Here is a 23,192-nt window from a genome sequence, read left to right on the forward strand (position 1 = left end):
TTAACCATGGAATATATTATCATGGAATATAAATTATTTTGTAGATATGTTATTTTATTTTATAAATTTGTATAAGTACTTATATAAATACTTAATTTTAAAAGATATAATGGACGCTTTACAAGGTATTGGAGAAATAGGCATAGGATCAAGATTAAAAAGAGTAAGTGAATATATGATGAGAGAAACACAAATTGTATACGACACCTTTGATATAGATTTTGACCCTTACCTATTTCCTACTTTTAAGATAATTAAAAATAAAGATGGTGTTACCAATACCGAAATCAATGCTAGTTTGAGGACAACACAACCTGCCACTACTCAAGCTATAAACAAACTGATGAAAAAAAGGTTAATTGAATTAAAAGAAGATAAAGATGATAAACGTAAAAAGATTATCTACCTCTCTGAAAAGGGAAAAAAGCTAGTTCAAAAAATAACACCTATTTGGAATAGCATTGAAGAAACTATTAAAGAATACACCTGTATCAAATCAAACTCATTAATTGAACACTTAAACATTCTAGAAGAAAAGTTTCAAAAGAAATCATTTAGCACAGCAATTATAGAACATATAAAAATGAATACACAACAACTTCAATCGGTTGAAATTATTAATTATAAAAATGAGTATGCTTCTCATTTTTACGATTTAAATATTGAATGGTTACAAACCTTTTTTTACGTTGAACCTTATGATGAAGAAGTACTAAGTAATCCTGACAAATATATTATTAACAAAGGAGGTCGTATTTTCTTTGCTAAAATAAATGATGAAATTGTAGGTACTGTAGCCTTAATGCCAATGGGAGAATCAAACACTTATGAATTGACAAAAATGGCTGTATCCCCTAATCATAGAGGTCATAAAATTGGACAACATCTTATGCAGCATTGTATTAACTACGCTCAAGAAAATAATTTTGATAAGCTTATTTTATACTCTAATACCATACTAGAAAACGCAATATACATTTATCGAAAATATGGTTTTATAGAAATTCCTGTGGAGGAGAATTGTCCATACGAAAGATGCAATATTAAAATGGAGTTAAAATCTTTATAAGATAACACTATGAATAATACTCAAGTATTAAACTTACATCAAGAATCTCTTAAGCTAAAAGATTATTTTTCTCCAAAAATAGTTTCAGAGGTTAACGATCAATATGTTAAAATAGCAAAGATTAAAGGAGAAGATATTCCTTGGCATAATCATGAAAACGAAGATGAGTTATTTTATATTATTGATGGAAACCTTTTAATGGAAATTGAAAACCAACCTAGTTTTACAATGAATACTGGTGATTTATTTGTTGTTCCTAAAGGTATAAACCACAGGGTTAGTGCTACTGAAGATTGTTTAATCATGTTGATTGAAACCAAATCAACAAAACACACCGGGGATGTAATAACCTCCATCACAAAGTCTATTGACAATCAAAAATATTAAAGTATCAACATAAAAAACATACATTAATTCTTATTAAAATTATAACAATAAAAAAAGGTAGTTTCTTAAAAACAACTACCTTTTCTTTAAAATATATTATTTATTCCAATAAACTGAAGCTTGTCCGTATTGAAAATGAATAGGCACATTCGAAGGATCATTTTGGAACATATATAATTTATGAGGTGGTTTTTCAAATAGCATAATAATATCTGAACCTCCAAATCTAAATTTACCAAACTCTTGACCTTTCACTACTGTTTGTCCTTGTAGTTCAGTATACATATCTACGCCAGAAACCTGACACATTCCTATTGGTAAAATAGCGACTTTTCCCACTTCAGGTCCCGCATCCATAATTACTAATCCTCTGGCCTGTGAAAACTCATATCCATTTTCACCACCATCTGGAGCATCAAACTGTCCACCAGATACTGTTTCAACATTCAAATACACTTTTCCTTGCACAGGAAGAATCTCTAAAATTTTTCCACTAACTGGTGTATGAAAACGATGATAATCAAAAGGACTTAAAAAATAATGAATAAATGTACCTCCATAAAAACTTTCTCCATACTTACTGTACTCCAACAACTCATCTACACTACCAATAGTATGTGTTCCTTTCAATGTAATCTTATCTACATTCCCTTTTTTATCAATTGGATAATATGCTTTAAAAGTACAATCTGCAGGAGAAACAATAATAGTATTATCATCTGGAGCTGCTATAGGGCGCAAAGGAGAAATTCCCGTTTTAGGATCTGCATCATTAAATTCTCTATAAAAAAATTGATTGAATGTCTTCCAACTACTTTCATTTTTTGAATACAAAGGAAAATTATAAACACTTTCACCTTGAGCATTTTTATCATCTTTAAATGATTGTAGCGTTTCCTTTGTTAAAGAAGCTTCCGTATCTAAGAAAGTTCCCCAAGCATTTGCAAAACTCACTAACCAATCAGCAAACTCAGGATAACTCTGCATCGTATTTCCTTCTGAATCTGCTTGGTCTATCAACCAATAGGATTGACAAAGTAAATCGTATACTTTTTGATTGTATCCATTTTTAGTTCCATCACTTGTCCAAGCATTAGGATATTCAGGATCTCTACTTTCATTTGGAATCATTTGTACATAAAGATCTAAGTAGTCATAATATGCAGCTACGGTTTCTGGCCATCCTTTTCCTCTAAATTCTTTATCAATTGCTTTGTAAAGATCTTTATTTAAAGGAGGTATAGTTTTATCAGGACTTCCATTTTTTGATAATTCAACCGCTTTTTTTAATGAATCTCCAAGACTTTTTGCCATTGCTGGATTACCATCTAAAATACTTTTCAGTTGTTCAACAACTGCTTTATGAGTTTCAATAGTTGTTGTTTCCATAATTAGTTAAGTTTTTAAATAATTCCTACTCTTTTATTGGAGGTTTTTCGGATACCACCCGTACAAATAAAAATTCTGATAAAACAATCATCATCAACCATGTAACCATGTTATCAGATTACTCAAATTTGAAAAATAAATCCATTAATCTCAGAGGAAAAACCATAAGCATCTGATTTTTACACATAAACGCACCAATTTCAGTAATAAAAAACAAGTCAATTGTATCTTTATAGTAGTATTAGAAACAATGCAGATAGTATTTGAAGTTTATTATTTCTATTAAAAAACTCCACTTACTTATATAAGTGGAGTTCAACTTCAAAATAAAACTTACAACTGCTAATTATAAATTTATAATATGTAAGCTCGTAAGTAAAATTCCCGCTATGTAAACAAACAATTGAAACAAACCAAACATAAACGGGAAATTTACAAACTAATAATATTAAACCACTTCAGCTACTTCTTCCACAATCTCATTCTTTTTTGAAGAAGCTTCAAATTGATTAGAGGTATTCTTTTCTCCTCCTGCCTTTAATGCTTTTTCTCCTGCAAAAAACGTTTTGTGATCGTCTCCTAAATCAGACCCAGCCATTCGTTGGTGTTTTACGCACGATACACCTTTTCTAATTTCTTGTCTTTGCACACCTTTTACATAAGCTAACATACCTTCTTTTCCAAAATAACCTTCGGTTAAATCGTTCATATGTAATGCCGTTGTATGATAGGTTGGCAACGTAATTAAATGATGGAAAATCCCTGCTTCTCTTGCTCCATCTATTTGGAAAGTGCGGATTTTCTCATCTGCCAACTGGCAAAGTTCTGAACCATCATACTTGACATCCATTAAATTATTTCTGTCATACATTGAAACATCATATCCTTGTATTACCATTTCATCATATACTTGGTTACGGAAATTCAATGTCCAATTAAACGATGGAGAGTTATTGTACACCAACTTCGCATTAGGAACCACAGCTCTTACTCTATTTACCATATGAGCAATTTGCTTCACATGAGGTGTTGGAGTTTCAATCCATAATAAATCTGCCCCATTTTGTAAACTTGTAATACAATCTAGCACTACCCTATCAATATTTGTTCCTTCTCTAAACTTATATAGTCCATTAGCCAAACGTACAGGGCGTACTAATTTTCCATCACGTTTTAACAACACGTCATCTTCTCTTGCTTCGTCAATAGTAATTTCTTCAGCTTCAACAAATGCTAAATACTGAGAAGCTAAATCTCCTGGTTCTTGGCTCACAGGTAACTTTTGAGTTAAACTCGCTCCTTCCGAATCGGTTCTAGCTACAATAACTCCATCTTCTACACCTAACTCTAAAAAAGCATATCGAATGGCATTTAATTTTGCAATAAAATCCTCATGTGGTACCGTTACTTTTCCGTCTTGATGTCCACACTGTTTAGCATCTGAAACTTGATTTTCTATCTGAATAGCACAAGCACCAGCTTGAATCATTTTTTTTGCTAATAAATATGTTGCTTCTTCATTTCCGAAACCAGCATCTATATCTGCTATGATAGGTACGATATGCGTCTCAAAATTATCTATTTGATCTTGTACATCTTCTCCTTTTTCTAACCTTCTAAACAAATCATTCAATTCAACTGCATCTGCTTGACGTAAAAAATCATAAATTTCTTCTATTAAAGCTGGAACTGCTGTTTTTTCATGCATTGATTGGTCTGGTAACGGTCCAAATTCTGAACGCAATGCAGCAATCATCCATCCCGAAAGATATAAATAACGTTTACTTGTGGTTTTGTGATGTTTTTTTACAGCAATCATTTTTTGCTGTGCTACAAACCCATGCCAACACCCTAACGATTGTGTATAGTTAGACGAGTCCTCATCATAATCAGCCATATCTTTTCGCATAATAGCCGCAGTATATCTTGCGATATCTAAACCTGTTTTAAAACGATTTTGCGCTACCATTCTAGCAGCATTTTCTGGAGAAATCGAATTCCAAGTATTTCCGAACTTTTTCTTTAATTCTTGTACAGTTTGTAAAGCTGAACTATAATTAGCGTGTGCTAAATTTTTCATAATTTTGTAATTGATAAGGTTATTAATTTATATTGATAGCTTGCCCTTTTAAATGTTGCCGCATTTTTAAGGGCTTTTTTTTTTCGATAATCGAGATTTAATTATTTCGATTTTAGTCTTTAATTTAAAATGTTTTTCGCTATAAGTATCTTCTAGACTTATACCAAAAATAGCTTACTCTAAAAATATTGATAAGCCGGTAAGGTTAAGAATTCTTCAAATTCTTCTGACAATACTAAACTGTCAAATAATTCTATGGCCTTATTAAACCTTCCGTTCGCAAATCTATCTGCTCCTAAAAGGTTTTTAATTTTTTGAATTTCTTCTTTTTTGAATTGCTCATACATCCCTTTAGTAAATGTTCTACCATCTTCTAACAATTCATTTTTTTGTAACCATAGCCATACCTGTGTTCTAGAAATTTCGGCAGTCGCTGCATCTTCCATTAAATTATACAAAGCAGCTGCCCCTTGTCCCATCAACCAAGATTCTATATACAAAATCCCTACATTGATATTTTCTCTAATCCCTTCTTCTGTGATAGTTCCCTGTGGTTGTTGCACCAAAGCTTCTTCTGTTATATCTACATCTTCTCTTAGCTTATCAATTTGATTTGATGTTTTCATATGTGCATCAAACACTTCCATCGCTAGTGATACCAATCCTGGATGTGCTACCCAAGTTCCATCATGACCATTCAACACTTCTCTTTCTTTTCCTTTTCTCACCTTATCAAAAGCTAATTTATTTGCCACTTCATCATTTTTTACAGGGATTTGAGCAGCCATTCCCCCTACTGCATGTACTCTACGTTTATGACAGGTTTGGATAACACGTAACGAATAGGCTTCCATAAATGGAGTTTCCATAGTTATTTGTGCTCGGTTTGGTACAAAAAAATTGGAGTGATTTCTAAACTTTTTAATGTATGAAAAAATATAATCCCAACGTCCGCAGTTTAAACCTGCCATATGATTTCTTAATTCATAAATGATTTCGTCTAACTGAAAACTTGCTGTAATCGTTTCAATTAATACCGTTGCTTTTATTGTTTTTTGAGGTACCTCTAAATAATCTTGTGCAAACACGAAGACGTCATTCCACCAACGAGCTTCTTTATAGTGCTCTAATTTTGGTAAATAAAAATAAGTAGCACTTCCCTGCTCAAATAATGCTTTTATGTTATGAAAAAAGAACAAACCAAAATCTACTAGAGAACCTGACATTTCTATGCCATCAATCAACAAATGTTTTTCATTTAGATGTAGCCCTCTTGGACGCACTAGTAAAGTAGCTATGTTCTCATTCAATTGATACGTTTTATCTTTTAAAGCATTATAAAATGAAATCGTTTTGTTAACTGCATCTCTTAAATTTACTTGTCCATCTAAAATATTTTGAATTGTAGGTGCATTGCTATCTTCAAAATCGGCCATAAACATTTTTGCTCCAGAATTTAGAGCATTGATAACCATTTTTCGTTCAACAGGTCCCGTAATTTCTACTCTTCTGTCTAATAAATCACTAGGCAATTCTGCACAAACCCAATCACTTTCTCTTATTTCTCTAGTTTCTCGAGGAAAAGAAGGAAGATTGCCTGCATCAAAATAAGCTTGTTCTATTTCTCTTTCTTCTAATAATTGAAGTCTTTGATTATTAAATTTTTTATGCAGTTGTACCAAAAATGTTTTTGCTTTTTCAGTCAAAACACTTTTATACTTGATTTCATCAAAACCTACACATTGAATTTCTTTAACTAAAACATCTTGATTCATACTATTTTATTTTTTATTGATTGACATTTCAATATTAAAAAAAAGAACTCAAACAAAAAAGCGAACGTTCGCTAAAAATATAAAATTTACTAATTTTTATTAATTCGCTAATTTTTATACCTTTGAATTACGAATCTTTTAATAAAAACACTTTGGAAGAAGAATACATCAGACTTGTTTTTGGTTTAAAACTTAAACAAATACGAAATGATAAAAACCTATCACTCTTTGGATTAGCCAAACTAACAGGCTTATCAAAATCGTATTTAAATGAAATTGAAAAGGGTAAAAAATACCCAAAAACAGACAAAATCGTCATCCTTTCTGAGAAGCTAGAAGTACCCTACGACCATTTGGTATCCTTAAAGCTTGATAAAAATTTAGCTCCTATAGGTGAGATTTTACAGTCAAAAATTTTAAAAGAAATCCCTTTAGACTTATTTGGTATTCAAGAAAACAATTTAATAGATATTATTGCAAATGCTCCAGCCAAAGTAAATGCGTTTATCAGTACTATTATTAAAATTGCTCAAAATTACAATCTAACAAGAGAGAGCTTTTTTCTTGCAGCCTTACGTTCTTATCAAGAAGCTCACAATAATTACTTTGAAGACATAGAGAGTAAAGTAATCGAATTTGCTAAAGCCTATCATATAAGATTAGACAAACCTATTAACTCAAAAGATTTAGAAGATATTTTGGTTGAAGAATATGGTTATACTATTAATACCGAAGAATTATCTCAACATCAAAAGCTATCTGAACTAAGAAACATTTTTATTCCAAAAACAAAGACTCTTTTATTATATAACGATATAAATGAAGCCCAAAAAACATTCATTTATGCAAAAGAACTAGCATATAACTACCTAGAAATTGAAAATCGTCTGTATACTTTTCCTTGGATAAAATTTGAAAGCTTCGATCAGGTATTGAATAATTTTATAGCCTCTTATTTTGCAGGTGCATTGATTATCCCTAAAGACGATTTAATTCAAAAACTAACACAACTATTCTCTTTACAAACATGGCAACCGTTACAACTGCATAAAATTATTAGAAGCTACAATTGTTCAGATGAAACTTTTTATCAGCGATTAACCAACATTTTACCCAGACATTTCAACATTAAAAACTTGTTCTTTTTGCGCTTTACACATAAAGAGAACTCACCTTTATTTAGACTTTCAAAAGAATTACATATAACGCAACAGCAATCTCCGCATGCAAATCGCAATAACGAACATTATTGCAGAAGGTGGATTGCTATTAAAACTATTCAAGATTTAGAAACTTCCAAAGAAAAAAAATCTGCCTACGGAATTCAAATATCGTCTTACGAAAACTCAGACAATGAATATCTAGTATTATCTGCAGCTACAGCTGATCCTTTTAAAGAAAACATTAATCGAAGTGTAAGTATCGGTATGTTGCTTTCTCCTCACTTAAAACGAAAACTAGAGTTTTTTAACGAAGATACTTTCACTAAAAGAATAGTAGGTATTACCTGTGAAACTTGTGCTGTACAAAACTGTAAAGAACGTGTAGCTGAACCTTCTGTTCTAATAAAACAATCAAGAAACAAAGAAATAGAAAAAATCGTAGAAAACATCATTCAATCACATACCTAAACACCTTGTTTTATACACTGTTTTTCTTATTTTAGCACTCGCAAACAAATAACTTACCATGGATCTTAACTTCAATAAAAACGAAGACCACAACAAACTTTTAGCATCAGATTTACGTCAACGCCTAGCCAAAGTAAAATTAGGAGGTGGACAAAAACGTATTGATAAACATCACGAAAAAGGAAAAATGACTGCTCGTGAACGTATTGACTACTTACTAGACAAAAAATCAAAGTCTATTGAAATAGCTGCTTTTGCAGGTGAAGATATGTACAAAGAACACGGTGGGTGTCCTTCAGGAGGTGTTGTTGTTAAAATGGGATATGTAAGTGGTAAGCAATGTATTGTTGTTGCTAATGATGCTACCGTAAAAGCTGGTGCTTGGTTTCCTATCACCGGTAAAAAAAACTTAAGAGCTCAAGAAATAGCAATTGAAAATAAACTACCTATTATTTATTTGGTAGATTCTGCTGGTGTATACTTACCTATGCAAGATGAAATTTTCCCTGACAAAGAACATTTTGGAAGAATTTTCAGAAACAATGCAGTAATGAGCAGTATGGGAATTACGCAAATAGCTGCAGTTATGGGAAGCTGTGTTGCTGGTGGTGCTTACTTACCAATTATGAGTGATGAAGCTTTAATTGTAGATAAAACAGGTAGTATTTTCTTAGCAGGAAGTTATTTAGTTAAAGCTGCTATTGGAGAGACAATTGATAATGAAACTTTAGGTGGTGCAACCACACATTGTGAAGTATCGGGAGTTACCGATTATAAAGCAAAAGATGATAAAGATGCTTTAGATACCATTAAAAACTTAATGGATAAAATTGGAGATTACGACAAAGCTGGCTTCAACCGCAAAGAAACATTTCCTCCAAAAGAGAATGAAGATGATATTTTCGGTATTTTACCGAAAGCTCGTAACGAGCAATATGACATGATGGAAATTATCAAACGTTTAGTTGATAATTCAGAGTTTGAAGAATACAAAGCAGGCTATGGTCAAACCATTATTACCGGATATGCTCGTATTGATGGATGGGCTGTGGGTATTGTTGCTAACCAACGTAAAATTGTAAAATCGAAAGGAGCAAAAACGAAACCTAGTGAAATGCAGTTTGGTGGAGTAATTTATAATGATTCTGCTGATAAAGCTACACGATTCATTGCCAACTGTAACCAAAAGAAAATCCCGTTAGTCTTCTTACAAGATGTTACCGGATTTATGGTAGGAAGTAAATCAGAACACAGCGGAATAATTAAAGACGGGGCTAAAATGGTAAATGCCGTGAGTAACTCTGTAGTTCCTAAATTCACTGTTGTTATTGGTAATTCTTACGGAGCAGGAAATTACGCGATGTGTGGTAAAGCATATGACCCTCGTTTAATTGTTGCGTGGCCTAGTGCAGAATTAGCAGTAATGAGTGGTGCATCTGCAGCAAAAGTATTATTGCAAATTGAAACTGCTGCTTTAAAGAATAAAGGAGAGAAAATTACTCCTGAAAAAGAAGCTGAGTTATTCGATAAAATAAAATCGAGATACGACAATCAAATATCTCCTTATTATGCAGCTGCAAGAATATGGACCGATGCTATTATTAACCCATTAGACACCAGAACTTGGATTTCTATGGGAATAGAAGCAGCAAACCACGCTCCTATTGAAAAGCAATTTAATTTAGGAGTTTTACAAGTTTAAAGCACAAAAACAGCATGAAAAGAAAAGTATTTTGGGCTATTATTGCCCTTATAATTGGCTTTGTCATCTATCAAGTTTATATTTTTACTTTATCTGAAAATGATAATATTAAATCTATTTACTTAGTTCCTGATGATGCTGTTTTTATAGTTGATACTGAAAGACCTATTGACACTTGGGATGAAATAAGTTCAAGTGAAATCTGGACACACCTTCAAACAAATCAACAAATCAATAAACTATCTGAAGGTCTAAATAACTTAGACGAAACCTTTAAAGCAAAAAAAGAAATTATTGACTTTATTGGGGAGCGTAATCTAGTTATTTCTGTACACGTATTCAGTACCAAAAGATATGGGTTGTTATATATAGCTGATTTACAAAAACTCTCCAAGCTTATTTTCTTAAAAAGAGCTATAAGTAAGTTAGCGGAAGATGATTACAAAGTAACCAAACGAGTATATAAAGAACATGAAATTATTGAACTGTACAATAAAGAAACGCGAGAAACTTTACACCTTTCCTTTATTAAAAATCAGTTTGTAGCTTCATATACTCACCTTTTAGTTGAAAAATCAATTGACCAATACTTAAATCCAGTTATTGGACGTGATATAAACTTTTTAGAAATTAAAAAGAAAACAGATACCGATGGCTTTTTTAATATTTATCTACAACATAAATATCTAAAAGACTTCTTAAGTTGTTTTACCAATTCTAGTAATTTAGACCTCTTAAATAAAGAAGCATTTTTTTACACAGGTTTAGATATATCAATTAAAGAAGGTGTTATAGTTCAAGCCACTGGTTATACAAATGTTGATAGCAATTCACAAACCTACTTGAAAGTGTTACAAAAATCAGGTGTAGGTAAACGTAGTGTTGCCAAAATAGCTCCTAAAAACACTTCTTTATATCTCAGTTTTACTTTTGATGACTTTAAAACTTTTAACCATAATTTAGAGACACTTCAACAAGAAAATCCAGCTGATTTTAAAATATATTCTGATCAATTAGCAATGGTTGAGGATAAATTAAACATTAATATTTCTGAACACATTTATAGTTGGATTGGTAGTGAAATAGCCCTAATTCACTTTAATACTGAACTCTCAAAAAACAAAAAAGATATAGCTGCCATTATTAAAGCTGATGACATTGAAGACGCTAAAGAAAATCTTCAATTTGTTCTTTCTAAAATAAAAGAAAATACTCCTTTGAAATATAAACAAATCAATTATAGAGGATATCCTATCAATTTTTTTGATCTAAAAGGATTCTTTAAAATGCTAGCGGGAAATATGTTCTCTAAGATGGAGAAACCTTACTTTACAATAATTGATGATTTTGTAGTTTTTAGTACTAGTCCAAATACCATTAAAGAAATTATTAATAATCATTTAATAGGATACACACTTGAAAGTTCTGAAAATTTCGATGATTTTAACGATCTTTTTGAAAAAAAATCTAGTGTTTTTGCTTATATAAATACTCCTAACTCATACAAAGATCTTTTAAGTTTAGTTGACAATAAAACTCGACATCAACTTCAAAAGAACAAACCATACATTGCTTGTTTTTCTCAAATAGGTATGCAGCTTGTTGCTTCTGATGAGTTATTTGAAAGTAATATTTCTTTTGCTTTTGAAGACCCTAAAAACATTGATATAAGCACCGAAAAAGAACAAAAACTAAGAGAAAAACTACTACAAGAGCTAATTCCTTATAAAGACTCTACAAATACTTTAAATTCATCAACTTTTTTTAACCTTCCTCCTATACATCCATCAGATTTAAGTGCTAAATCTTATAAAGAGTATTATGAAAATGGAACTTTAAAGCTTGAAGTTGATTTAGATGATGGTTTAAAAGATGGAATCTATAAATCATATTACCAAAACGGAAATATAAAAGTTAAAGGACATTACAAAAATGATAAGCAGAGTGGAACATGGAAAGCTTATGATGAACATAAAGGTAATGTAATTTTCAAAAAACATTTTTAATTGCAATATTTTATAGCATTGGTTACATTTGCCATGCAAAATTAAAAACAGAATACACATGGGAAGAGCATTCGAATTTAGGAAAGCAAGAAAGATGAAACGTTGGTCAGCTATGGCTAAAACCTTTACTCGTATTGGTAAAGATATCGTCATGGCAGTTAAAGAAGGTGGTCCCAACCCCGAAACCAACTCTCGTTTACGTGTTGTAATTCAAAATGCGAAGGCCGCCAACATGCCGAAAGACAACGTTGAGCGCGCCATTAAAAAAGCATCTGATAAAAATACCGAAAATTATAAAGAAGTATTGTTTGAAGGATATGCACCTCATGGAGTAGCTGTTTTAGTAGAAACTGCCACCAACAACAATAACCGTACAGTAGCTAATGTTCGTGCTGCTTTTAATAAGTGTAACGGAAACTTAGGCACTTCTGGTTCAGTTGCTTTTATGTTTGACCATGTAGTTAACTTTAAAGTAAAGGAAGATTCTTTAGGAATGGATTTAGAAGAATTTGAAATGGAAATGATCGACTTTGAAGTTGAAGAAGTTTTTGCTGACGAAGAAGACAGTTCTATTATGCTTTATGCTCCATTTGAACAATTTGGTGCTATTCAAAAGTATTTAGAAGAAAACAATATTGAAATTCTTTCTTCAGAATTTGAACGTATTCCAACCACAACTACTGCTCTTTCTGACGAACAAAAAGAAGAAGTAAACAAACTTTTAGATAGACTTGAAGAAGATGACGACGTAAACAACGTGTATCATTCGATGGAAGAATAAACACTAATAAACATACAACTTACAAGCAAAAACCCCAGTTTTACTGAGGGTTTTTATTTTTTATAATTGTTTATATTTGTTTATTATTTATTAATTTTTGAACTAATATTGAACAAATGGTTTTTTCTTTTCAAATTAGCAGTTATAAAAAGCAAAACGGCACATTCTCAATTAGGTTAAGATTTTTTACTTCAGCTAACGATAATCAATATATTGACACTAAAGTTTCTGTAAAAAAAACTCAATGGGATGACAAAAAACAATCTATTAAGAGACATCATTTGGAAGAAGATCTCAACGCTAAAATAAATCAAGTAAAAACAGAAGTTCAAAAATTGTATTATAAGAACGAAGGAGTTTCAGCTAAACGTCTTTTACAGATATATAAAGACACAAAAAAATACAACACTAAGTCTTATTTAGATTTTTTTCAATCTGTTATAGATGAAACTAAATTGCGTGGAAAAACAAGAAGTGCAAAAACTAAGCAACACTATCATGATAAACTAAAAATATTCTCAAATCATATACCATTTTCAGACATCGATCACAATTTCATGAAAGATTATGAGTTTTGGCTCTTAAAAAGAGGAAATGCTAAGAATACTATCGCCTCTAATCTTAGGGCAATTATTACTGTTTGTAATTTAGCTGTGAAAGCTGGCATCATTTCCAAAAATAATGCAAAAGGATATACTATAGAAAAAGAAAATGTAGAAAAACAATCACTTTCACTTGATGAGATACAGAAAATTATTGAATTAGAAATACAACCAAGGCATAAAGGCATGATAAAAGCTCGAGATGTATTTTTGTTTTGCTTCTATACAGCTGGAATGAGATTTACTGATATATGCTTGTTACAATGGTCAAATATAGTAGGTGATGATATTGTTTATACAATGAACAAAGTAAAGGGGAGATCTGGTTCAAGAAGAAACATTCCTTTAAATCCTAAATCAAAAGAAATTCTAGAAAAATACATAGGTAAAGATGATTTTTTTGTTTTTCCTATGTTATATGGTTTTGAAAATAAAAATCAGGAAGAAAAAGAATACAGGATATACATACAAAACAATAATTTAAATCGATCATTAAAAATAGTAGCAAAAAAATGTGGAATAAACAAGCCAGTATCAATGCACATGGGTAAACACTCTTTTACAGATTATGCTGTAAAAAGTAATGTTAGTTTGTTAATGATTTCAAAATTGCTAGGACATACTAGGTTAGCCACAACACAACATTACCTCAAAGATTTTTATCAAAAAGAAGAGTCAGATACAATTAATCAATTATTCGGATAAATTGATTACTTTTGATTTAAGTAATAGAGACGTCTATTAACTATTTCTTTTTCATAGCAATTTTACCACTCACTTGAGTGGTTTTTTATTTAGATGCATTTTCATACCCAAACCTCCTTAAAAAATCTAGATCAAGTTCTTCTTTAAACTCTTTTTTTATAAGACCTATAACCCTTGTGTTGTTGTCTATTATTTTTGATAAACTTTTTGTTTCTTCCTTGCTTTCTAAATCTTTTTTATTAGCCACAAGAACCATGTTAGAAACATATAATGCAGGAAGCACTTCATCTACAATAAAAGCTCCTTTTTTTAATTTTGACTCCATAATTATTCCATTTTGAGCAAATATAATTAAAGATAAATCTACCTTTGTAGACAAACCCCTAGAAAATTTAGATCTATTATTCTATGAATATTTCAGAATTAGAAATACTATGCAAACAAGAAGCCAAGAAAGTATTTGAAAATTTTAAATACACAATCAACAAACCTCCTTTTATTGAATTAAAAAACATTGAAGACTATATAGAAGATTCCATAAACTTTCAAATAATACAAGTTTATGAATAAATACATAAATGAAGTGAAGTCTGATAAACAAATGAAATATTTGCAATCAGTCATAAATAAATACAAAGAAGTAGTTATTAAAACAGCATACAATTACGCTAAGAAACACTTTTACCAACCCCCTACTCCTTTTCAATTATAGTTACTTTACTGGTACCACATGAAGCTTTTGGCGTGAATTTTATCTCTCTTCCACCTAAACGCAAACCGAATAACCATTTTACTTTTTTTCGTCTACCTTTATGTTTAATCAATACAGTTTCATTGTTGAATTCTCTTTTATCTACGGTAACGTTTAAACTATCGTTACGATAAATAAGTTTTCCACTAACTATTAAACATGCGGTTGAGTCTTTCCATGTCGTAAGTTCTGGAATATTGTTTCTTATACTTGTTATAATTGGCGAAACATCGATTTTACTTGTAACACTGTCAACATACATTTGTTGTTGATAATACAAAGCTTCAATCCTTTTGGTTTTAATTTCAGCTTTTTCAACCAAACTATTAAGATCTTTATTTTGGTTCAATAGTTCTTTAATTTCCTCTTCTTTATTTACTTTGAAAAGAGCTACTTTTAAGCTATCAAGTTTTAAAGCAGTCTGATAATTGCTTACCATGCGCTGGTTTTCTTTTTTAAGCAATTTATTTTGATGAAATAGATAAGCTCCAAAACCAAGTAATGCGATTAACAACACATATCTTAAGTCTTTTAATGTAAAAAGTTTTAATAACCACATAACCTAATCTTTTACTAATCTTCTATACTCAAGTAATTTGTATTTGGAATAAGCAGATATTTTAACCTGGTTACTTTGATTACCTCCCAATACATAGATGTAATCAACATCTTCTCTGATAAAAAAACCAACATGACCTTTCCAACTATCAGGTTTTTCCCGCCATAACACAACAATATCTCCAATTCTAGGTGTATCAGTTTTACAACCAACTTTTAACCAACTACGCGCATTTAATTTACATGTGTATGGCAACCCAGCCTTTTTACATACCCAATTTGCAAAAGCACTACACCAAGCAGTCTCATCTTTTAATTTAGACCCATCGTAACCAATCTCATTAAAGTATTTTAAAACTTCAGGGTTGTCTTGCCTTCCAACGATTTCTTTTATTCCTATTTGCGATAATGCAATCTCTATCAATTTCATTACTTACTTTATGTTTCTTCTTCTTTTCTCTTTTATTTTATCTCTAACCTTAATCACATAAGGTTGTAAAAAAACCCACACAATCCCTGATACAATTGGAATTAAAAACCTTATAATGTTATCGGTAGGCGTCACTATTGCTGCTGCAATTGACGCCATGATTATTTTAATTTCTAAAGGGTTGATGTGTGTCATTTTTCTAACTTTTCTTTTCTTGTTTGCAACCCTGCTTTTTTTCTTGCAAACTCTAAAATGGTTAATGGTGCAGCAATAGCTATAATACCTAATGACAGAAACAGAATAATAATTCCTATTTCTTCAATAGTCATATTTTTAAAGTCAGCTATAATGATAGAATACAATACTCTACTCAAAATACCCAACCCTACTAAAAACACAACATATTCCCATACACCGTATTTTTTTAGTAATGTTTCTTTTAATGATTTCATAACTAACTTGATTAAAACTGATTTTTTGAACCATTAATGAACAACCAATCCGAATCACCAATTCTAACATACATTTGATGAGTTGCTCCTATACTAGTACTTGTATTTACTACAATAGTTCCAATAGGGTTATCAGCTAATGGAAATTCTGTATTCAGGTTGGCTGTTGTCTGTGTATCTAAGGAGCTTGTAGGTTTCGCTTTTATGTCTTTTAGTAACGCAATATTACCGTCTTCGTCTTGAAACCTTTGTGTTTTATTTCCTCCAGCTATAGAGACAGGTCTAGAAACTGTTAATTGATTACCGTTATCATAAAACAATAAACCTTGGTTTTCTAGTAACGAATAATTGTTAGCTATACTTGGATTAAAAACTGTTACTGCTGTACTTGAAATATTTACATTTGTAAAGTTATTTGTTTTTAGAGCAATACCAGTATAATCTATATAAGTACCAACTAAATTCCCGAAAACATCTTGTCTTGTAATTAAGGATTTGTCTGTTATGTTTCCTGCAGTTATTACGTTATCTAAAGTTTGAGCAGGTAAGTTTTTCAATTGACTTCCATCTCCATTTTCCAATAATAATCTACCAGGTAAAATAGGTAACTCTACATCTACATCGAAAAAAGAAGGAGTGTCTGCTAACTTTATATTTACATTACCTCCGTTAGCATCTGTGTCATTAATTTGAATTACTGGAGTAGAATGTCCAGCCCTCAATGTTTTAGCTGATATTTGACCTGTTATTGCTGTAATATTATTAGCAAATAAATTCGAAAACGTTAATTGACTTCCATCCCCTTGAAAAGTATTACCAATAACATTTCCTAATTTATCAACAGTAAATGTATTTGCTCCTTGATTTTGACCAACATAATTATACCCTGTGGATGTAGCTGTAGCGTCTGCTACTATATTATCCCCATTACTTTGATTAATAGCTTTAATTCCAACACCCGAGTTTGCATTAAATGAATAAATACCTGAATTTGTTGAACTTCCATTATAAGACCGAAATCCAATACCATTTCCATAATTTTCTGAATCTATTCCGGTGCCTGACGATTGGTTATTAGAATAAACACCTTTTCCAGTACTATTATTTTCAGAATAAATACCCGTTCCCCCTGCTTCATTTACGGAGTAGACACCTTCTCCATCAGCACTATTTTGAGAATATAATCCATTACCATCTGCATTATTTTGAGAATAAATACCTGCGGAAAATGCTGAATTAATTAACTGCAATCCGATTTGCCCCTCAGTTGTAACATTAGTTAATTTAGTCACATAGTTTGATAAATCAGGAGTAATTTGTGATTGTGGAATATGTTTAAAGTTACCTTTACCATCAGCAACAACCAAATTATCATTTTCAGTTCCAAGGGGTAAATTTTTAACTTGTAACTTGCCCGTAGATATTTGGTCTTTTCGTTGAGCATTTGAAGTTATTGTAAACATCAATATTGCTAAAATTACTATAAATCTTGTTTTCATTATTACTATTCGTTTTTTGATTAATGATTAATGTTTGTTAGTGTAAACTTCTACAGTTACTGACTTAGTTGTTTCAACTATTAGACAATGTGTTTCTAACATACCTAAGCTTTCAGTTTTAGAATTACTTCCACTCGAAATTTCGTTGTTGTTTTCAACTGTTTTAATAACATATCCTGTTGGTTCTGAAAAAATAATTCCTGTGGTAACTTCTCCATTTGCAAATGGGAAATACAATGTTTCATTTGCTGTTGATTCTTTTGAATGCACCTCTTTAATTACTTGTTTTGTGTTCATTTGTATTTAATTTTGATTAATGAATTATTTACCATTGAAATATCATTGGTGTTATAGTTATATCTGTGTCTGATTCGATGAACAGACTAGTTTCGTTTAAAAAACCAACTTGCCAAGTAACCGCTCCTGAAGTGGTAATATCTCCGAAATCATCAGATCCAGAAGTAGTGCCTATTTTTACAGAAGAGGCTCCACTTATTCTTATTGCATATAAGTCAGCATCTTGTGGTAATGTATATTCGTGAGGTTGATTTGCAGTAAGAGCAATTGGTTGTGATGGTTTTAATCCTTTAACATATTCTGGATTAATAAATGACTCTGAGTTTAAACCGACATATCCATCTGCTTCATTTTTTTCATTTTTATTTTGATATGCAGAAAAGTCTTGATTTACTAAAAGATATTTTACAGTTTTATTTTGAGTAGTATCAAAAACGACAATAAAAGCTCCTGAGCTTAATTCATTAACTTCATCAAGTTCAATTATAAACTTACTATCAGTTGATAATTGAGATAATTTTTTATTTATTGATAAAAATTCTTTTACAACCCAATCTTGAAACATCATAATCAATACTTTATAATGTAAAAATAAGTTTTAACCACTTTTTTAATTGTTCTAAATTGTTTAAATAAGGGTATTTGTGTATATTTGTTTCTATGGACTTTATTATTACACTTTTTGTTATTTTAGTAGGTGGTGGTTGGATTATAGGTAAACTAGTAGGTGGTGTTTTATTTTCAAAAGACCACAATTTTGAAACCTATAAACCATACAAAAATTCACCTACCATTATAAATAACTCCTACACCCAAAACAATCTTAATGTTACAGAAGAACAGTTCGATAAACTAAAAGACAGTCTTAAATCTTAATATAACCTCCATCAACTTTTATAAATGATGGCAACTCTAAGAACCCTCCTGAAGCGGGTTTACTCTTGTCAAACGTTTTTGACTTATGCGTTTCATTTGCTTTTCTTAAAATTGCATTTATTACATATAAGTTTGTGTCACCTAGTCTCCCTTCTACTTCAGGCACCTCAGACACAACATACTTGGTGCCATCTAAATAAAATATTCTATGAAAAAATGAAAGAAACACTTTTATCATCATACCCCTAGTTACAGGTAGTGTTTTTATTTTTTTTCCTTCAAAAGCGTCTCCTTTTTCTAAAATAGTCCTTGTGTCTGTTACATGTTGTTTTACACTTCCATCTGGTTTATCACTTATATCGTCTAGTTTAACCCAAAATTTATGTTGAATACCTGTTGAATAAAACACATCAGTATTAGTGTCGTTACTATAGATAAATTCTGAAAAGTCTTTTAAATTCTCTTTTACCGATATGTCTTCACTTCGATAAGTTAATTCTGGAAAATTATCGTCTAGGTTTACTATCTTAACAAAGAAATTCTTGTTCAAATAATCTAGCATTTCTAAATCAAATTCAAATACCTCATAATTTTCTCTATTATATATTGAACCTACTTTTACTATTGATTCCAAACCGTTGTAAGGAACATCAATAATTAAAACTACAGATTGCTTTTCTCCTGAAGGAATTATGTTTTCTATTTGATACCATGCAGATTCTATTTTAATATATTCTCCTGATTTAGCCCATTCCGGTAGCTTACCATTTAAGCTATAATCATTATCTAAATCAAAACCAGTATCAAAATCATATCTTTTACCTGACATGAAATAAATCCCTGTTTTTCCACTTCCATAGTTATATCTTATAGCATCTCTACTGTCTTTTAACCTTAAATTATTACTTATTTTGTTGACTAATAAAGACGTTTCATTCCCTTCTTCGTCTACAGCAATAGCAGACACATTAGAATAGTTAGATTTGAATTGTGTGGTATCAATATCATCTTTTGTAAAATAATGTGTCTCCTTATAAACTATATTAACGTCGTCCTCAAAGGATAATCTGTTTTCGTCTATTTTTTTGTTTGAAGCTACTCCTCCTTCACTTGATTTAACAAACCTTAAAGAGTTTGATTTTGAAATATGAAAATAAGGGTCACTTACTCCGAATTCTTCTACAACGAATGATTTAACAACTGTGCATCCTAAATTATCTTTAACATAAAATGTATAAGTGTTTGGAGGTAAACTGTCAAAAGTGTTAGAATCTTTCCAGTTTAAATTATCTAAAGAATATTCTAAATTAAAAAGGTAAGAATCTTTTAAGTTAGCTATTGCTGTTGCACCATTTGGGGAGTTATTAACCTGAATTGATAAGTTAGCACTACTTAAAAGATATGGTATAGATATTCTTTCTCTAATTTGTTGTCCGTCAGAGCTCTTTAAATCCAACCATATTAACCCTGACCCTTTTAACAATTCAAATTCAATTGGGTTTTGTGTGTTGTTTTCAATCTTAACAGGCTCTATTAATTCTGTTGCTAATTCACTTGTAGTAATCCTAATTTTAACATGAGTACATGGATTTGATGCTTGCAAAAAATCTAATGAACTAATACTAAAAATATTTCCTGTAAAATTATTAATTGTAAATCCAACATTTAAAAGAGCCTCATTATTAATTGCTATAGGATCTGAAAACTGAAAGTAAGGATTGTTGGCTTTTATTGTGACTTCATTGCCTACTCTAGTAATTGTGTATATAGAATATCCATTATAATCTAATTCAAAAGAGGTAATGAAATTGATGGCTGTTCTTTCTCCTATAGTAGGCGTAACATTACCTAATGTTCCTACCTCATTTTTTCCTTTTCTAAAAAGTACCCATGTTTCAGATAGAAGTAGTCCTGGTTCATTTGGATACAAGCTACTTTTTAATAAAAATGATATACCACTTCCTTGAGATAACTCTTCATTAAACTGTATTTTAATTTCTGAATATGTCATTTAACTAGCTTTTAAAACTGTCCATTTGGCTTTACTATTAGGTTTTAATTTCTCAAATCTGCCTCTCTCAACTTCTCCTTTTTCATTTATGAATTCAATTATTCCATAAATATTCTGCACTTCTTTTCCGTTTATTATTGTTGTTCCTTCTAATTGCTCCTTTATGTCATAATTAAACTCGTGTTCAAATTCTATCTCTTCAGGCAAATGGTATGGAACCCCTAAATCGGAACACAATACATCTCCGTTTTCTGAGAATTCCTTTTTATTTTTTTGCTTTGTTTTTAACCCGATATTTCCTTCAGAACTACCAAATCTTAAATAATCTTTCAAATGTTTTTTTAAAGAAGAGGCTATTGTTCGTCCATGCTTTAACAACAAGTTGACAGGAGAGTATTTTAAATTATAGGCAGTTTCTGGGCTATAAACTCCTTTTGGTTCTGAATCAAAATCATCTTGCCATTTTCTTAAACTGAAATAACCATACTCTCTTTTAAGTGCGAAAGGAAAAATTGCTTTATCGTTTCTATGGTCTAAATTAGGATAGTCTGATTTTGGTTTTCTTCTTATAAATTCACCTGCATAAGAAGCGTAAATGTATTTAGTTAGTTGTTTGAATTCATTTTTAACTCTTATTATAGGTGTGAAAAAATTAGACTGTGTATTGTACTCATCTAATCCCATTGCTTCCTCGTTTTCCCATCCTTTTTCACAACCAATTAATACACTTGAGTAATAGTGTTTATTCGCTGATTTTCTTTTCACATTACTTACTTGGTATGGTAGCTTTATGGTAACATAGTCTACATAAAAATCCTCTATTGGTCTAATAACAATTCTTTCTTTAAACCCAATCTTCTCAATTCCCATACCGACATTTTCAGTTGCCATTAAATCTTCTAAAAAATCTTTAAAAGAGGTTGTAAAAGGCTTATACTTATTACTGTCATTTATTGGTAATTTGTCAAATCCTCTCAACCAATGCCCGCAAGAATATCCCTTTAAAGAACCTTCACCGTCTTTTTCATACCCTAATTCTTTACGTCCTAAATATTCTGAATAAAAAACTCCCTTTCTTCCTGTAATAATTTCTAAAAGTCTCTCTCCCAACTCATGAGCAAGTATAATTTTTGATGAAGTTTTTTCAAAAAAAGAATTTTCTTGAATATCCAAATCAATTTCTAAATTTTCATAAACATGGTCTAGACGCCCTCTATCAAACCAATTTCCATTATCTGCTCCAGTCCAAAAAAACAATCCTAAGCTATCTCCTTGTTCTAAATATAAATTCTGTTTAAAATCAAAATTAATAGTTCTACTTCCCCATTTTGTAGGGTATAGGTCATCATGAATAATATATGTTTCTTTTATATTGTAATCGCTACCTCCTGAATAATGAACTAGAACTAATCTTAAAAAAGCACTATGATTAATTTCATCTTTAGAAACAAGTTTAACTGTAAACTTTCCTTTGGCGCTTAATAAATGTTCTTTTTCCCTATCGTTATGACCATAAAATATTAACGACGCGTCTGGATTGTTAATATGAAACTGATTAACAACTGGTTCATGAAACAGCTCGTCAGATTTGTTTACTAATTTCATCCCAAAAGGAACAGCTTTTTCTCCCCAGCTCCCTTTTCTGTGAGGTATTTCTGTCTTTACAGTAGAAGAATTATCACCTATAAAGTTGGTTTGTAAAAATATCTTCCTCCCTTCAAATTCTATATTATGCGTTGACAATGAAGAAATGTTATGACCATCTAAAGAGGTGTTTCTCTCTATCTCTACTTTTTCAGATTCTCTTGCTTTAATTTCTGTTTCTAAACCACTAGAATTAAATTTTACTTTAACAGCAAAATCTTCCATTTCCCAAGTAGACAAATCTAATACACCATCATAATCTAATGTCCAAACATCTGTGTATGGATGCCTTTCTTCTCTTTTTAGCCAAATCTCAGCATTAACATCGTATGTATCTCTTATGTAATTTATATAATCTGCCCCATCTTCTACAAATCTTAAATTGTTTGAAAACTTTGTGATGACACCTTTATATTTTTTGTGACGAGAATATTCTTTATCACTTGTATCCCATCCTTCAGGTTCAGTAATAATTTTTGAACCATACTCTTTATGGCTTAAAGTATATCTTACTCTATCTCTATATGTAGGGTTAATTCCTGACATT

At 30.8% G+C, this 23,192-nt stretch carries 23 protein-coding genes; 10 read left to right on the plus strand and 13 right to left on the minus strand.

The window, feature by feature from the left end; genetic code table 11:
• The first annotated feature begins 109 nt into the window (after window positions 1–109).
• The gene (locus DFQ07_RS15850) at window positions 110–1,069 is read left to right on the plus strand and encodes a GNAT family N-acetyltransferase (RefSeq protein ID WP_166627737.1); all 960 of its coding nucleotides are present in this window, start codon (window positions 110–112) and stop codon (window positions 1,067–1,069) included.
• Window positions 1,070–1,078: 9 nt separating this feature from the next.
• A complete protein-coding gene (locus tag DFQ07_RS07095; protein ID WP_133535596.1) occupies window positions 1,079–1,456 on the plus strand; it encodes a cupin domain-containing protein in 378 nt (125 codons plus the stop codon).
• Between the two features lie 96 nt (window positions 1,457–1,552).
• On the opposite strand, the gene DFQ07_RS07100 is transcribed toward DFQ07_RS07095, so the two are convergent.
• From DFQ07_RS07100 to aceB, 3 genes are all read right to left on the minus strand, one after another.
• On the minus strand, window positions 1,553–2,845 hold the full coding sequence (locus DFQ07_RS07100; RefSeq protein WP_133535597.1) for a phosphatidylserine decarboxylase: 1,293 nt from the start codon (window positions 2,843–2,845) through the stop codon (window positions 1,553–1,555).
• A gap of 448 nt (window positions 2,846–3,293) precedes the next feature.
• Window positions 3,294–4,925, minus strand: a complete 1,632-nt coding sequence (locus DFQ07_RS07105; protein WP_133535598.1) for an isocitrate lyase — start codon at window positions 4,923–4,925, stop codon at window positions 3,294–3,296.
• A gap of 179 nt (window positions 4,926–5,104) precedes the next feature.
• Window positions 5,105–6,700 carry a malate synthase A gene (aceB, locus tag DFQ07_RS07110; RefSeq protein ID WP_133535599.1) on the minus strand — a complete coding sequence of 532 codons (1,596 nt, stop codon included), beginning with the start codon at window positions 6,698–6,700 and terminating at the stop codon, window positions 5,105–5,107.
• A 152-nt stretch (window positions 6,701–6,852) separates the two neighbouring features.
• On the opposite strand from aceB, the gene DFQ07_RS07115 reads away from it, so the two are divergent.
• The 5 genes from DFQ07_RS07115 (at window position 6,853) to DFQ07_RS07135 (ending at window position 14,127) form a co-directional block, all read left to right on the plus strand.
• Window positions 6,853–8,331 carry a helix-turn-helix domain-containing protein gene (locus tag DFQ07_RS07115; RefSeq protein WP_133535930.1) on the plus strand — a complete coding sequence of 493 codons (1,479 nt, stop codon included), beginning with the start codon at window positions 6,853–6,855 and terminating at the stop codon, window positions 8,329–8,331.
• 58 nt (window positions 8,332–8,389) lie between these two features.
• Complete coding sequence (locus DFQ07_RS07120; protein ID WP_133535600.1) at window positions 8,390–10,033, plus strand: acyl-CoA carboxylase subunit beta; 1,644 nt, start codon at window positions 8,390–8,392, stop codon at window positions 10,031–10,033.
• A 14-nt stretch (window positions 10,034–10,047) separates the two neighbouring features.
• The gene (locus DFQ07_RS07125; RefSeq protein ID WP_133535601.1) at window positions 10,048–12,039 is read left to right on the plus strand and encodes a DUF3352 domain-containing protein; all 1,992 of its coding nucleotides are present in this window, start codon (window positions 10,048–10,050) and stop codon (window positions 12,037–12,039) included.
• A 58-nt stretch (window positions 12,040–12,097) separates the two neighbouring features.
• Window positions 12,098–12,820 carry a YebC/PmpR family DNA-binding transcriptional regulator gene (locus DFQ07_RS07130; protein WP_133535602.1) on the plus strand — a complete coding sequence of 241 codons (723 nt, stop codon included), beginning with the start codon at window positions 12,098–12,100 and terminating at the stop codon, window positions 12,818–12,820.
• Between the two features lie 116 nt (window positions 12,821–12,936).
• Complete coding sequence (locus tag DFQ07_RS07135) at window positions 12,937–14,127, plus strand: site-specific integrase (protein WP_133535603.1); 1,191 nt, start codon at window positions 12,937–12,939, stop codon at window positions 14,125–14,127.
• Between the two features lie 85 nt (window positions 14,128–14,212).
• On the opposite strand, the gene DFQ07_RS07140 is transcribed toward DFQ07_RS07135, so the two are convergent.
• A complete protein-coding gene (locus tag DFQ07_RS07140) occupies window positions 14,213–14,452 on the minus strand; it encodes a hypothetical protein (protein WP_133535604.1) in 240 nt (79 codons plus the stop codon).
• Window positions 14,453–14,535: 83 nt separating this feature from the next.
• On the opposite strand from DFQ07_RS07140, the gene DFQ07_RS15525 reads away from it, so the two are divergent.
• Both DFQ07_RS15525 and DFQ07_RS15530 read left to right on the plus strand, forming a co-directional pair.
• A complete protein-coding gene (locus DFQ07_RS15525; RefSeq protein ID WP_166627738.1) occupies window positions 14,536–14,697 on the plus strand; it encodes a hypothetical protein in 162 nt (53 codons plus the stop codon).
• Entirely contained in the window at window positions 14,690–14,839 is a 150-nt protein-coding gene (locus DFQ07_RS15530) for a hypothetical protein (protein WP_166627739.1), read from the plus strand. Before DFQ07_RS15525 ends, DFQ07_RS15530 begins: the two co-directional genes overlap by 8 nt.
• Here the strand turns inward: DFQ07_RS15530 and DFQ07_RS07145 are convergent.
• From DFQ07_RS07145 to DFQ07_RS07175, 7 genes are read right to left on the minus strand one after another with little or no spacing between them, the layout of a single operon-like run.
• Window positions 14,820–15,437: a hypothetical protein gene (locus DFQ07_RS07145; protein ID WP_133535605.1), complete on the minus strand. Its 618-nt coding sequence runs from the start codon at window positions 15,435–15,437 to the stop codon at window positions 14,820–14,822. The genes DFQ07_RS15530 and DFQ07_RS07145 overlap by 20 nt on opposite strands.
• Before the next feature lie 3 nt (window positions 15,438–15,440).
• The gene (locus DFQ07_RS07150; protein WP_133535606.1) at window positions 15,441–15,866 is read right to left on the minus strand and encodes a TIGR02594 family protein; all 426 of its coding nucleotides are present in this window, start codon (window positions 15,864–15,866) and stop codon (window positions 15,441–15,443) included.
• 3 nt (window positions 15,867–15,869) lie between these two features.
• The gene (locus DFQ07_RS07155; protein ID WP_133535607.1) at window positions 15,870–16,061 is read right to left on the minus strand and encodes a hypothetical protein; all 192 of its coding nucleotides are present in this window, start codon (window positions 16,059–16,061) and stop codon (window positions 15,870–15,872) included.
• A complete protein-coding gene (locus DFQ07_RS07160) occupies window positions 16,058–16,318 on the minus strand; it encodes a hypothetical protein (protein ID WP_133535608.1) in 261 nt (86 codons plus the stop codon). Before DFQ07_RS07160 ends, DFQ07_RS07155 begins: the two co-directional genes overlap by 4 nt.
• A gap of 11 nt (window positions 16,319–16,329) precedes the next feature.
• Window positions 16,330–17,817 (minus strand): hypothetical protein, encoded by a 1,488-nt coding sequence (locus DFQ07_RS07165; RefSeq protein ID WP_133535609.1) that lies wholly within the window; start codon window positions 17,815–17,817, stop codon window positions 16,330–16,332.
• Window positions 17,818–17,844: 27 nt separating this feature from the next.
• Entirely contained in the window at window positions 17,845–18,114 is a 270-nt protein-coding gene (locus DFQ07_RS07170) for a hypothetical protein (RefSeq protein WP_133535610.1), read from the minus strand.
• A gap of 28 nt (window positions 18,115–18,142) precedes the next feature.
• The gene (locus DFQ07_RS07175) at window positions 18,143–18,682 is read right to left on the minus strand and encodes a hypothetical protein (RefSeq protein ID WP_133535611.1); all 540 of its coding nucleotides are present in this window, start codon (window positions 18,680–18,682) and stop codon (window positions 18,143–18,145) included.
• Window positions 18,683–18,774: 92 nt separating this feature from the next.
• Between DFQ07_RS07175 and DFQ07_RS07180 the strand changes: the two genes are divergently transcribed.
• The gene (locus tag DFQ07_RS07180; RefSeq protein WP_133535612.1) at window positions 18,775–18,990 is read left to right on the plus strand and encodes a hypothetical protein; all 216 of its coding nucleotides are present in this window, start codon (window positions 18,775–18,777) and stop codon (window positions 18,988–18,990) included.
• On the opposite strand, the gene DFQ07_RS07185 is transcribed toward DFQ07_RS07180, so the two are convergent.
• Window positions 18,980–21,001, minus strand: a complete 2,022-nt coding sequence (locus tag DFQ07_RS07185) for a hypothetical protein (protein ID WP_133535613.1) — start codon at window positions 20,999–21,001, stop codon at window positions 18,980–18,982. The genes DFQ07_RS07180 and DFQ07_RS07185 overlap by 11 nt on opposite strands.
• A complete protein-coding gene (locus DFQ07_RS07190; RefSeq protein ID WP_133535614.1) occupies window positions 21,002–23,191 on the minus strand; it encodes a hypothetical protein in 2,190 nt (729 codons plus the stop codon).
• Window position 23,192: the final 1 nt, after the last annotated feature.

The sequence above is a fragment of the Tenacibaculum caenipelagi genome, assembly GCF_004363005.1.
GTDB classification, from domain to species: domain Bacteria; phylum Bacteroidota; class Bacteroidia; order Flavobacteriales; family Flavobacteriaceae; genus Polaribacter; species Polaribacter caenipelagi.